Source organism: Nonomuraea basaltis, assembly GCF_005893125.1.
In the GTDB taxonomy this organism is placed as follows: domain Bacteria; phylum Actinomycetota; class Actinomycetes; order Streptosporangiales; family Streptosporangiaceae; genus Nonomuraea; species Nonomuraea basaltis.
Genome location: NZ_VCJS01000069.1, coordinates 1 through 12,809 on the forward strand (window position 1 = coordinate 1; position 12,809 = coordinate 12,809).

At 70.2% G+C, this 12,809-nt stretch carries 10 protein-coding genes; 5 read left to right on the forward strand and 5 right to left on the reverse strand.

What is annotated here, in order from left to right:
• Window positions 1-133: 133 nt before the first annotated feature.
• From EJK15_RS29620 to argG, 3 genes are all read left to right on the forward strand, one after another.
• Window positions 134-2,218 carry a beta-galactosidase gene (locus tag EJK15_RS29620; RefSeq protein WP_206061167.1) on the forward strand — a complete coding sequence of 695 codons (2,085 nt, stop codon included), beginning with the start codon at window positions 134-136 and terminating at the stop codon, window positions 2,216-2,218.
• Window positions 2,215-3,366, forward strand: a complete 1,152-nt coding sequence (locus EJK15_RS29625; RefSeq protein WP_240777292.1) for an NAD(P)H-dependent flavin oxidoreductase — start codon at window positions 2,215-2,217, stop codon at window positions 3,364-3,366. The genes EJK15_RS29620 and EJK15_RS29625 overlap by 4 nt, the downstream gene beginning before the upstream one ends.
• A gap of 214 nt (window positions 3,367-3,580) precedes the next feature.
• Window positions 3,581-5,065, forward strand: a complete 1,485-nt coding sequence (gene argG, locus EJK15_RS29630; RefSeq protein ID WP_138713762.1) for an argininosuccinate synthase — start codon at window positions 3,581-3,583, stop codon at window positions 5,063-5,065.
• Window positions 5,066-5,751: 686 nt separating this feature from the next.
• Here argG and EJK15_RS29635 read toward each other — a convergent pair.
• From EJK15_RS29635 to EJK15_RS29645, 3 genes are all read right to left on the reverse strand, one after another.
• On the reverse strand, window positions 5,752-6,888 hold the full coding sequence (locus EJK15_RS29635; protein WP_171074604.1) for an MFS transporter: 1,137 nt from the start codon (window positions 6,886-6,888) through the stop codon (window positions 5,752-5,754).
• A gap of 808 nt (window positions 6,889-7,696) precedes the next feature.
• Window positions 7,697-8,455, reverse strand: a complete 759-nt coding sequence (locus EJK15_RS29640; RefSeq protein ID WP_138713764.1) for an SDR family oxidoreductase — start codon at window positions 8,453-8,455, stop codon at window positions 7,697-7,699.
• A gap of 14 nt (window positions 8,456-8,469) precedes the next feature.
• A complete protein-coding gene (locus tag EJK15_RS29645; RefSeq protein WP_138713765.1) occupies window positions 8,470-8,967 on the reverse strand; it encodes a carboxymuconolactone decarboxylase family protein in 498 nt (165 codons plus the stop codon).
• Between the two features lie 213 nt (window positions 8,968-9,180).
• Between EJK15_RS29645 and EJK15_RS29650 the strand changes: the two genes are divergently transcribed.
• Window positions 9,181-10,119, forward strand: a complete 939-nt coding sequence (locus tag EJK15_RS29650; protein ID WP_138713766.1) for an RNA polymerase sigma-70 factor — start codon at window positions 9,181-9,183, stop codon at window positions 10,117-10,119.
• Between the two features lie 182 nt (window positions 10,120-10,301).
• On the opposite strand, the gene EJK15_RS29655 is transcribed toward EJK15_RS29650, so the two are convergent.
• Window positions 10,302-10,913, reverse strand: coding sequence for a TetR/AcrR family transcriptional regulator (locus tag EJK15_RS29655; protein ID WP_206061168.1), 612 nt, complete (start codon window positions 10,911-10,913; stop codon window positions 10,302-10,304).
• Between the two features lie 101 nt (window positions 10,914-11,014).
• Here EJK15_RS29655 and EJK15_RS29660 point away from each other — a divergent pair, with 101 nt between their 5' ends.
• Window positions 11,015-12,001, forward strand: coding sequence for an oxidoreductase (locus EJK15_RS29660; RefSeq protein WP_138713767.1), 987 nt, complete (start codon window positions 11,015-11,017; stop codon window positions 11,999-12,001).
• A gap of 106 nt (window positions 12,002-12,107) precedes the next feature.
• Here the strand turns inward: EJK15_RS29660 and EJK15_RS29665 are convergent, their stop codons facing one another.
• Complete coding sequence (locus EJK15_RS29665; RefSeq protein ID WP_138713768.1) at window positions 12,108-12,800, reverse strand: GntR family transcriptional regulator; 693 nt, start codon at window positions 12,798-12,800, stop codon at window positions 12,108-12,110.
• Window positions 12,801-12,809: the final 9 nt, after the last annotated feature.

The window sequence follows — 12,809 nt, forward strand, 5'->3', positions numbered from 1 at the left end:
CGACCAACCGGCAGGGGCACGGTCTTTCATCAGGACTCCACGTCCAGGAACCCCGAGTGCTCACCTGCCGGCAGCCACTATCCACCACGGAGTCTGCCGGATGGCTTGCTCCCAGAACTCATTAGGAACACACGTGCCGCGAGTGCTCTTCGGCGCCGCCTACTATCCCGAATACCATCCGAGCGACCTGCTGAAGACAGACCTGGACCTGATGGCCGAGGCGCGCTTCTCGGTGATCAGGGTCGGCGAGTCGGTGTGGTCCACCTGGGAGCCGGAGAACGGCCGGTTCGACCTGGACTGGCTCCAGCCGGCCCTGGACGGCGCGCACGAGCGCGGCATCGGGGTCATCCTGGGCACGCCGACGTACGCGGTGCCGCCGTGGCTGGCCCGGCAGTACCCGGAGATCGCCGGCGAGGGGGCCACCGGCGAGCGCATCCCCTGGGGCGCCCGCCAGGAGATGGACTTCACCCATCCGGCCTACCTCTTCCACTCCGAGCGGATCATCCGCAAGGTCGTCGAGCGGTACGCCGATCACCCGTCGGTCATCGGCTTCCAGGTCGACAACGAGCCGGGCCTTCACCTGCTGCACAACCACGGCGTCTTCCAGCGGTTCGTGGACTACCTGCGGAACAAGTACGGCGACGTGGAGACACTCAACCGGGAGTGGGGCCTGGTCTACTGGTCGCACCGGCTGTCGACCTGGGCTGACCTGTGGACGCCCGACGGCAACGCGCAACCCCAGTACGCGCAGGCGTGGCGGCGCTTCCAGGCTGACCAGGTCACCGAGTTCATCGCCTGGCAGGCCGGCATCGTGCGCGAATACGCCCGGCCGGAGCAGTTCGTCACCACCTGCATTTCCTACGAGCGGCCCGGGGTCGCCGACGACGACATGACCCGGCGGCTCGACGTCGCCGCGGGCAACCCCTACTACATGATGCAGGACGGGCTCGCCCTGCCCACCCCGCAGGACGCACCCCAGAGCTGGATGACCAGGGACACCTGGGCGCTCTATTACACCGCCGACCGGATGTTCTCCTCGCGGCAGGCGCCGTTCCTCGTCACCGAGACGAACGCGCAGGCCATCGGGCAGCCGTGGGTGAACCAGCCTGCTTACGACGGGCAGTGGCGGCAGGCCGCGTGGGCGCTGGTGTCCCGGGGCGCGTCGATGATCGAGTACTGGCAGTGGCGGACGCTGGTCTTCGGCACCGAGATGTACTGGGGCGGCGTGCTGCCGCACAGCGGGCGTCCCGGGCGCACGTACCGGGAGATCGCCCGGATCGGCGCCGAACTGGAGACCGCCGGCGAGCTGGTCGCCGACCTCACCCCCGACGCCGACGTCGCGATGCTCTACTCCGCGCCGAGCAAGTGGGCGCTGGCCGCCCAGCCCGCCCTGGCATCGCCGGACGGCGGGCCCGACCAGCGGTCCTACCAAGGCATCTTCGACCCGTTCTACCGTGCCGCGTTCGACGCGGGCCGTCAGGTGCGGGTGCTGCACGCCGGGCAGGCCGTGGCCGAGGAGCCGGATGCGCTGGCGGCGCGGCACCCGGTGCTGGTGGCCGCCGGGCTGTACGTGGCCGACGACGCCACCCTGGAGTGGCTGGCCGCGTACGCGGCGGCCGGCGGCCACCTGGTCCTGGGGCCGCGCACCTGCTATGCCGATGCGGAGGCGCGTGCCCGCAGGCAGGTCCAGCCGGCCGGGCTCGCCGAGGCCGCCGGGGCCTGGTACGACGAGTTCAGCAACCTGTCCGCCGACCTGCCCCTGCGGGCGTCTGAAGAGTCGCCGCTGGCGCTGCCTCCGGGCGCGGCGGGCACCCGGTGGGCGGACGGTCTGCAGGCGGAGGACGCGGAAGTACTGGCCGGCTACGAGCACCCGCACTTCGGCCGGTTCGCGGCGATCACGACCCGGGCGCACGGCCGGGGCCGGATCACGCACGTCGGCACCGTCCCGAACCCGACGCTGGGCGAGGCCCTGTTCCGGTGGCTCGTGCCGGACGCCGGGCCGTGGGCGGGCATGCCGGCCGGCGTCACCTCGACCGGCGCCACCGCGGCGGACGGGCGGCGGGTGCGGTTCCTGAACAACTGGACGTGGGAGCCGGCGGTGGTGCCGATGCCGGTCGCGGTGCGGGACGTGCTCGACGGCGCCGACCACGCGGCGGGGGCGGAGCTGCGGCTCGGCCCCTGGGACGTGCGCGTGCTGCTGGAGACACATCAGGGGTGACACGCGGGCCGGGCGGGGACCAGGGCGAGTTCCTGCTGGCCAACGACCTGCCGGAGTCCGGCTCTTCGTCCCCCACCAGCGCCCGTAGCTCGATCGCGCGCCGTGGCACGATGTTCCTGCCACTCTCTGGGAGTCGCAGGTATGAACACCCCGGCGACGCCCACCCGCTGCAGCGAAGGAGACGAGACGAGATGCCGCGCACCTGGCTGACCGACCGGTTCGAGCTCGACGTGCCGCTGGTCGGCGCCCCGATGGCGGGGGTGAGCGACGGCCGGCTGGCCGCGGCGGTCTCCGCGGCGGGCGGGCTCGGCATGTTCGGCGTGCCGCCCACCGCCTCGCCCTCCTGGATCGCCGAGCAGGCCGCTGTCGCCGCCGGGAGCGGCCGTCCGTACGGGATCGGGCTGATGGCCTGGGCGCTTCCGGACAATCCCGCCCATGTGGACGCGGTGCTCGCCGCCCGCCCCAGCCTGGTCTCCGTCAGCTACGGAGACTACGCCGGATACGTCAAGCCGCTGCGGGAGGCTGGCATCACCGTGGCTACCCAGGCCGGCACCACGGAGGAGGCGCTGGCGGCCGAGCGGGCCGGTGTGGACGTGGTCGTGGCCCGCGGCGGCGAGGGAGGCGGCCACGGCCGCGACGACGTGGCCACGCTCCCGTTGCTGCAGAGCGTGCTGGACGCCGTCGGCATCCCGGTGCTCGCCGCCGGCGGCATCGCCACCGCCCGCGGGCTGGCCGCCGTACTGGCCGCGGGCGCCGAGGGAGCGTGGGCCGGGACGGCGTTCCTGGGGTGCGCCGAGGCGACCGTCTCGGAGCCGGCCCGGCAGCGGATCCTGTCCACCGGCGAGACCGGCACCGCCTACGGCCGCGTCTTCGACGTCGCCCAGCGGCTCGCCTGGCCGCCCGAGTACGGCGGCCGCGCCCTGCGCAACGCCTTCTTCGACCGCTGGCACGGCAGGGAAACGGAGCTGGCCTCGGACGAGGCGGCATCCGCCGAGCTGGCGGCCGCCTTCCGCGAGCGTGACTTCGACACCGCCTGCATCTACGCCGGCCAGGCCGTGGGCCTGGTGCGCCGGCAGCGCACGGCCGCCGACGTGGTCGCCGGCTTCACCGACGCCGACCGGCTCCTCAGCCGCTTCAGCGCCACATAGACCCCGGCACCGGCCGTCTTGGGGCGGTCGCAGTGGGCCGGCCGGGGGTGCGGCGGCTCCCTGATCACGAGGGCGAGCGCGGCCAGGCACAGCAGTCCGGCCACGAGCGCCGCACTGCGTACGCCTATGCAGGTCAGCAGGGCGCTGCCCGAGAACGCGCCCGCGGCACGGATGCTTTGCATGGTCATGCATTGATGTGTATATACTTCTACTTGTGTCCAAGGTCCTCAACTCCCTGCCCGTCGGCGAACGCGTCGGGATCGCCTTCTCCGGCGGCCTCGATACCTCGGTAGCGGTCGCGTGGATGCGCGAGAAGGGTGCCATGCCGTGCACCTACACCGCTGACATCGGCCAGTACGACGAGCCCGACATCGCCTCGGTGCCCGGCCGCGCCACCGCGTACGGCGCGGAGATCGCCCGGCTGGTCGACTGCCGGGCGGCCCTCGTGGAGGAGGGGCTCGCAGCCCTGGCCTGCGGGGCGTTCCACATCCGCTCCGGTGGCCGCACCTACTTCAACACCACCCCGCTCGGCCGGGCCGTCACCGGCACCCTGCTGGTGCGCGCGATGCTCGAGGACGGTGTGCAGATCTGGGGCGACGGCTCCACCTTCAAGGGCAACGACATCGAGCGGTTCTACCGTTACGGCCTGCTCGCCAACCCCCACCTGCGGATCTACAAGCCGTGGCTGGACGCCGACTTCGTCAGCGAGCTCGGCGGTCGCAGGGAGATGTCCGAGTGGCTGCTCGCCCGCGGCCTGCCCTATCGGGACAGCACGGAGAAGGCCTACTCCACCGACGCGAACATCTGGGGCGCGACCCACGAGGCCAAGGCGCTCGAGCACCTCGACGCGGGCATCGAGATCGTCGAGCCGATCATGGGCGCGCGGTTCTGGAACCCCGCCGTCGAGATAGCCGCCGAGGACGTCACGATCGGCTTCGAGCAGGGACGACCGGTGACGATCAACGGCAAGGAGTTCGCCTCCGCCGTCGACCTCGTCCTGGAGGCCAACGCCATCGGCGGCCGGCACGGCATGGGCATGTCCGACCAGATCGAGAACCGGATCATCGAGGCCAAGAGCCGGGGCATCTACGAGGCACCGGGAATGGCGTTGCTGCACGCCTCGTACGAGCGGCTGGTCAACGCGATCCACAACGAGGACACCCTCGCCAGCTACCACAGCCAGGGACGGCGACTGGGCAGGCTGCTGTACGAAGGCCGCTGGCTGGACCCGCAGGCGCTGATGCTGCGCGAGTCGCTGCAGCGCTGGGTCGGGACGGCGGTCACCGGCGAGGTGACCCTGCGACTGCGGCGCGGTGAAGACTACTCCGTCCTGGACACCTCCGGACCGGCGTTCAGCTACCACCCGGACAAGCTCTCCATGGAACGGACCGAGGACGCCGCCTTCGGGCCGGTCGACCGCATCGGCCAGCTGACGATGCGCAACCTCGACATCGCCGACTCTCGCACCAAGCTCGAGCAGTACGCCGCATTCGGCTTGGTCGGCAGTCCGCACCCGACGTTGATCGCCGCCGCACAGGCGGCCTCGACCGGGCTGATCGGCGCGATGCCCGAGGGCGGGGCCGAAGCGATCGCCTCCAGTGGACCGGGAGGTCGGTCGGGGTCGGTCGGTTGGGGAACCACCGTCCCCGTCGACGACGAGCTGCTCGATCACGCTGCCATGGAGTCCGGCACCGACTGAGTCGGCTCATCTCCCAGTGTCTGGGAGCTTGTCGCCGATGAGGGCGAGATTCTGGCGGCCGCCACCGACAGCTCCAGCGGGTAGGACCACGTCTTGCCGCCCTTTGTGTCACTGTGATGATCCGGTACCCCTTGTCCCAACCGAGCTGGTCCACGTCGGCGTCCCCGGAAGGCGGGGCGACCTGGTCGCCGATCCGCAGCGGGCCTATCGTCTTGGCCGTTCGCTGCGAAAGGGCATCTTTCGGGCCGGTCTTGAGCTCGGGGACGTCCTTGTAGATGGTCGAGCGGCTCACGCCGAGCAGCCGGCGATGGAGGATGCGGAGTTCTCCGGGCGGGTGAGCAGGTCGCGGCCGTGCCGGATCTAACGGTGACCGCGTAGGACTCCGGGCGGGCCCGCCGGGCGAGCCCTGGCAGCCGCCCGGTCGCGGCACACCGCCCATCGACGTCCTGGCAGAAGTCTCCTACGAGAGCGACCTCTTCGGCGACGTGGCCGTGGAGCCACGAGGTTCGGGTGTGGCTGCCGTACGGCTGGCCGACGGGGCCGACAGCTGGGTGTACCAGCGTTTTTGGGCCGACGACTTCGTGGACTGGATCAGAGTTGACGATCGGCACATCGCCGTCGTCTGGCGCGATGGCCGGGTTACCCTGGCACGCCCTGTTATGGTCGGCGAATCCGAGCTGGCGTCCCTATCGGCGTGCTGAGCGCTCTGGACGGCGACGCCCACGCAGCAGCTGGCCGCCGAGTAGGACCGCGCAGGACCCGACGGTCAGCAGCCCGCCGGCGAGGAAGGTGCTCCGTACATCGGCGAGCGGCAGGACCAGTCCTCCAAGCGCGGCACCCGCCGCGATGCCGGCATTGTAAGCACCGGAGTTCGCCGCGAAGGCAATGTCTGTGCGGCCCGGCGCGCAGTGCAACATCGCGTTTTGCGTGGTCATAAACACCGGGCCGAGTGCGCCGCCCATCAGCGTAAGGAACATCACCGCCGCCACCGGATGAGCGCCGAACGCGTACAGGCCGAGCATGCCCACTGCCTGCGTGGCCACGGCGGTGGCCAGCGCGGACTGCGGAAAGCGGTCCAGGAACGCCCCGGTGATGCTCACCCCGGCCAGACACGCGACACCGAAAACCATGAACAGGACGCTGACCGCGCGGGGGGAGAACCCGCTCACGTCGCCCAGGAACGTCACGATGTAGGTGTATCCCGTGAACGCCCCGGCGGCGGACAAGGTCCCGGCCGCCAGCACCGTCCCGAAGCGCCGCACGTCGGGATCGGTCGCGTAGGCGGCGGGCTCTTCTTCCGGACGCGAAGTCGGCAGCAGAACGGCGATTGTCGCCAGAGAGACAAGCCCCAGAACCGCCAGCATGGCGATGGGCACCTGCCAGGTACTCTGCTGGCCCAGCCAGGTCCCAGCGGGAACACCAAACACGAGAGCGAACGAACCAGCCACGGACAGCGCCCCGACCACACGCCCCCGAACCTCGGGCGCGAACAGGCCCACCGCGACCGGTCCCATTACGGCCCAGAACAGCGCCTGGGCGAGCGCGGTCAGCAGTCGCGCCACGAGGAGCAGCCAGTAAGAGGGGGCCAGCGCGGCAACGAGACTGGACACCACGAGCGCGGCCAGCAGTCCCGTGAGCACATAACGTCGGGGCACGGCCCGCACGACGTGGGCAATCGGCACGGATGCGATGGCCACCGTAACGCCGTAGCCGGTGACCAGGAGACCCACCGCTGACAGGGACACCCGTAGGTCTTCGGACATGAGCCTCAGGAGGCCGACCGGCAGGTTCTCCGCGGTGTTGAAGGTGAGGGCGGCCAGCATCAGAGCCCCGAGCACCGCCAGCCTGTGCCATGGAGCCGGACGTTGCGTGATCGTACGGTCTCTTCCTGTCCTCGCCCGTTGCACCTGCTCAGTGGCACCATTCATGCAGATACCCCACCAAGCTCAGCAGTCCCAGTGCAACCGAATTCATCCACGGAATACTCGCTTCGCGCCTTCAGCCTCGACGGGTGGCCCGCCGGGCACAGCCCTTCATGCGAGGAGGGGGCCTGTGCGGCGGCGCAGCAGGGCCGTTTCAGGCCGCCGTATCCTCCTCGAGATCGAGATGGACCTCCATGCCCTCCAGCGGCGCGTCCAGGTCGTAGACGTAGTCGCCGAAGCGGCGCACGTTGTCTTCCTGATAGGGAGACATGCTGTTGGCCGAGGGCTGGGAAGCTGCGCGATTGTGTCGGTGTAGCGGGCTGAAACAGCCGCGTACTGGGACCAGCTGGCGTCGGCGAAAACATAGCGCCTCGGTAGAGCGGGCAACGCGGCGCAGCTCGATCCAGCCGACCGCGCCCGGCAGGTGAGCCCGCCTCGTTGATGAGCAGGCCGGGCTCTGAGTTCAGCCGGCGGTGCGGGCCGGGCGGGTCGACCATACCTGTGCCACCAGGACGGTGCCCGCGCCGAACAGCACCACGCCAAGGGGCACGTGGATGGCGACGTCGCCGCTGGCGATGCGGTGATGAGTCCAGGCGTCAAACTGAGCCCCGAACGCCGCTGGCGAGCGAGGTTCGGAGGAAGCCTTGCTCTCGGAGTTCCGGGCCGTGGAGCTCCGAGAACAAGGTCAGGCCGCGGTCATAGGGCCGGCTCAGGGTTGGGTGTCGAGCCACTCCTGGAAGGTGGGTCCTGCGAGTTTGGCGTGCGGGCTGGGCAGGAACCCGCCCTCGGCGGCAATCTCGGCATCGGGCATGCCCGAGCCGTCAGCGCCGACGACCTTGATGCCTCGGCGGGCGCCGAGGAGTGCGGCCGCCTCCGCCAAGGTCTCCTTTCGGGGTCCGGCGATCTCGGGGATCGGCGTTCCTGGAGTGGGCTCGCCGGGGTCGAGGGCCAGGTCGACCAGTTCCTCGGCCACGGTGCGGCAGGCCACGAGCTGGGTGGGCAGGGCCGGGATGTAGGCGACGTCGCCCTGCTGCCAGTCCAGAAGCTGACCGACGAACTCGTGGAACTGCGCGGCCCGCAGAATGCGGACAGGGAGCGGGCCGGGCAGGAGGAGTTCCTCGTGCACCTTCTTGGCGGCGAGGAAACCGGCGGTGGCCTTGTCGACGCCGATGATGGACGCCATGGTGATCCGGGCGACCTCGGCCTTCTGACCGTACTCGTGCAGATTGCGGGCCGACGTGCGGAAGAACTCCGTCGCCGCCTCCTGCTCGGAGGCGTGCCACGAGGCGACGTCGATGATGACATCCACCTCGGTGAGCGCCTCGGCCAGGCCCTCACCGGTGATGATGTCCACGCCGGTGGCTCGGGACATCGGCACGACCTGGCGCCCCCGTTCGGTGAGGACGTCGACGACGTGGCGTCCCAGCCGCCCGGTCGCTCCTGCCACCGCGAACTTGGTGATGCTCATGGTTTATCCCTTTCTTACTCGCTGTAGTTCTGGCCGGGGGGCATGCCCGGGATCGGCTTGGCGATGAGCGCGGCGGGGGTGAAGAAGCCGATGTGGGCGATCGCCATGATGAGCGTCCAGAGCGCCTTGTCGTCGTAGTGCGCGGACGCCTTGGCGTACAGCTCGTCGGGGACTCGCTCCCCGGACGGGTTCGGGGACAGGACTGCCTCCACCAGCTCCAGCGCGACCCGTTCGGCGTCGGTGAAGTAGGTGGCGTCCCGCCAGGTCGCCACGGCGGTGATGCGCTCCTCTGATTCCCCTGCCTGGCGGAGGTTGCCGGTTTCCCTGATGGTGACGTACGTGCTGCCGAGCATCTGCCCGGCGCGCAGCTGCAGCAGGTGGACGGTGACCTGCGGAATCGAACCGTTCTTGATGACCTTGTGCAAACCTCCGGCGACTTCTGCCATCTCGGGGACGAACGGGAGGGGGTTGGGCATGCGCGACCGGAGGTCGGTCGTCGTGGGTGCAGACATGGCGAGGGCTTCCCTTCTCAAACTCAACTCGTGGTGTCGCATGCCGTACGGATCGTTCGCACGGCGTCCTGACGAACACGAGACGCCGGCCACCCGCCCCCCGTAACAGCGCTGTCACGTGACGTGGATCATCGATCGCAGGTGTTACAAAACGGTCGGGAGCGGCGTCTTGTGCGTGTGGCAGAGCTGAGTGCGGACAGGCAGGGGCCAGGCATGAGTGAACGCAGCGAGCGAACGACGGACACACCCGGGCCGCTCGATCGTGCCGATCGCGTGGACTCCGCTACCGAGGCGTTCGTTGCCCATCGCAACCTGCTGTTCACCGTCGCCTACGAGATGCTCGGTTCGGCCGCCGACGCCGAAGACGTCCTGCAGGAGACCTGGCTGCGATGGGTGGGCGTCGACCTTGACAGCGTGCGGGAGGAGCGTGCCTACCTGGTGCGGATCGTCACCCGGCAGGCGCTGGACCGGCTGCGTGCGCTCGGTCGGCGTAAGGAGTCCTACGTCGGACCGTGGCTGCCCGAGCCGTTGCTGACCGCGCCTGATGTGGCCGAGGACGTGGAGTTGGCCGACAGTGTCTCGATGGCGATGCTGCTGGTGCTGGAGACGCTCCAGCCGATTGAGCGGGCGGTGTTCGTGCTGCGCGAGGTCTTCGATCTGGATTACGACGAGATCGCCGAGGCCGTCGACAAGAGCCCGGCCGCGGTCCGTCAGATCGCCTATCGGGCTCGGGCACACGTCGCCGCGCGCCGGCCACGCGGCACCGGCTCCCCGGCCGAGCACCGAGCCGCCCTCCAGGCTTTCCAGCGAGCGGTCGAAACCGGCGAGCTGCAGAGCCTGCTCGACATACTCGCGCCGGACGTCGTCGCCCTGAGCGACGGCGGCGGTGTCAAGCATGCCCTGCTGCGGCCCGTTGTGGGGGCTGACAACGTTGCTCGCTTGCTGGCCGTCAGCTGGTGGAAGCGCGACGCGGAAAGGTCGGTCGAGCTGGTGCAGATCAATGGCGGCCCGGGGCTGCTCGTCCGAGTCAACGGCGAGATCGACGGCGTGGTGGCGGTGCGAGTGGAGAACGGCTACGTCACCGGCGCCTACCACGTGCGCAATCCCGAGAAGCTGTCGCGTATTGAACAGCAGACCGCCGTGAGCCGCTGAGAACCGGTCAGTAGACCTGTCACCCGAGGAATCCTGGACGCGCAGATCTTCGCGCACGGTCGCGGCCGGTGTGGTCGCGGCCGCACGCATGACGTCTCGGGCGTCCTTTGCCCGGGCACCTGCGCCACAAGCCGAACACGAAATGCCGCTGGAAGGCGAAGAACACGATTACGCCGAGACCCTCACCCAGTAGCCGGTCGCAGAGCGCCGGCGCGCGCGGCGGCGAGCGCGACCCGTGCCGCCTGGTCGGCGGTCGCGTCGTCGATCGGATCGGCGGTGATGAGCAGGCGCAGGTAGATCGGCGCCGCCAGGGTCGTGAGGACTCCGGCGGGATCGGTGCCTGAGGGCAGCTCGCCCCGTTCGATGGCGCGCGTCACCACGGGTTCGGCCCTCGCGAGCCGGTCCTGGAAGACGTGACGCCTGGCCGCGGCGATCTCCGGGAGGTGCGCCGCGCCGGTGACCATGGCGGCCAGGATGGCCTGTCCGGTCTGGCTGGTGAACGACTGTACGAGAGCACGCGCCAGCGCCCGCAGGTCGGCCTCGATCGCTCCGGTGTCGGGAATGGGGATGTCCATCGCCATGTGCTCGGCGAGGGCGTCGGTGAGCAGGCTCTCGCGATCCTTCCACCGGCGATACACCGTCGTCTTGTGGACTCCGGCGCGCTGGGCGACGCTCTCGACGCTCAGCGCGGCGTAGCCCTTGTCCACGAGCTCGGCGAGCGTGGCTGCGTGGACCGCGGCGCGCACCTTGGGGCCGCGGCCGACCGGCCGGGCGGCGGAACGATCCGACTCCATTGCAACTCCAAGTTGCGATATTTGCGGGTAGTTGACAGGATGAGCCTATCGCAACTTAATGTTGCGATATTTCCCCGTCGCCGACCCTTGAGGTGGCAATCATGCGGAACTCTCCTCGTTGGACCCTCCGTTCCATCCCCGACCAGTCCGGGCGGGTCGTGGTGGTGACCGGAGCCAACAGCGGGATCGGCTACGTCACGGCCCGCGAACTGGCCCGCCATGGCGCGCATGTCGTGCTGGCCTGCCGTGATCCCGAGCGCGGTCAAGCCGCGCTCGCTCGCATGCGAGGCGAGGTGCCCGACGCTCGCCTGGAGTTGCGCCGGGTGGACCTGTCCAGCCTGGCCTCCATCCGGAAGTTCGCATCAGGGTGGGATCATGACCGGCTCGACCTGTTGGTCAATAACGCGGGCGTCGCGATGGTGCCGTTCGCCCTGACCGCCGACGGGTTCGAGTCGCAGTTCGGCATCAACCACCTGGGAACCTTCGCCTTGACCGGCCTGCTTCTGCCTCATCTGCTCGCCGCGCCCGATCCGCGCGTGGTCACCGTCAGCAGCGAGGGGCAGCGCTTCGCCCGCTTCGACCTGGACAACCTCAACGCCGAACGCGGCTACCGTACGGCGTTCGCCTATGTGCAGGCCAAACGGGCCAACCTCTACTTCGCCGTGGAGCTGCAGCGCCGGGCCGACGCCGCCGGGGTGCGGCTGCGCAGCATGGCCGTAGCTCCGGGACTCACCCGTACCAACGTGCTCACCGGTGGTGCCAACAGCGGCAGGGGGCGGCTGTATGTGACTGCTACACGGCTGCTCGTGCGCGTGGCCTTCCGCCCCGCCCCGGAAGGGGCGAAGACGTCCCTGTACGCGGCGACCGTCCCGGACCTGCTCGGAGGCGGCTACATCGTGCCCGACGGGCTGCTGCAACTGCGTGGTGAGCCCACTCGCCGCACCCGGGAGCGCGCCACCCGCGACACCGTCACAGCAGAACGGCTGTGGCAGCTCTCCGAACACCTGACCGGCGTCACCTACGAGTTGCCTGCCGCGGGGCCAACGGTGACGGTCCCCAGCCCGGGAGGCCGCGCCCGGGTTAGGTGATCTCGGGAGCGCACCGCATGCTGACGTACACGCACGGGGTGCCGCCGGCCCCGGCTGGGCTGAACCCGCAAGGAGCCGGACTCCGCCGGGACCGGCTCACCGGCCGTCATGGGTTGTCGACCTGCTCTCCGTCGTCCGCAGCACTGGTGCCGGCGAGCACGTCGAATGCGTGGTGGCGATGCGTGGCGAAGAGCTCGAGGGCGGCCTCGGCGTCGCGGGCGCGCAGGGCGGCGACGAGGTCGCGGTGCTCGCCCGGCATGTGCGCGAGGTAGCCCGCGGAGCTGAGGGCGATCCGGGTGAGCAGGAACAGGTGGACCTGGGAGCGGATCGCCTGCCACGCCTCCTGCAGGCGCCGGTGCCGGGCGGCGGCGTAGACGGCGTCGTGGAAGGCGATGTCGCAGCGCACCATCTCGTGCTCGTCCTCGGCGCGCACCATGCGGCCGGCCGCCTTCTCGACGGCCGCGATGTCATCGTCGGAGGCCTGGGCGACCACCCGCTGGACGGCCAGCCGCTCCAGCGCGCCGCGCAGACTGTGGAGTTCGGCGACATCCTGCGGGGACAGCGTCGTCACCGTGGCGCCGCGGTGCCATTCGCTGCGGACCAGGCCCTCACGCTCCAACCGGAACAGCGCCTCGCGCACCGGGCCGCGGCTGACCTCCAGCACCTCGGACAGCTCCACCTCGCGCAACTGCGCGCCGGGGGCGTACGCCCCGCTGAAGATGGCCTCCCGGATCCGGTCCGCCACCTCCTCGGCCAGCCCCCTGCGCCGGGCGGGGACCACTCTGCCCTGTTCACCCATGCCCTCGCC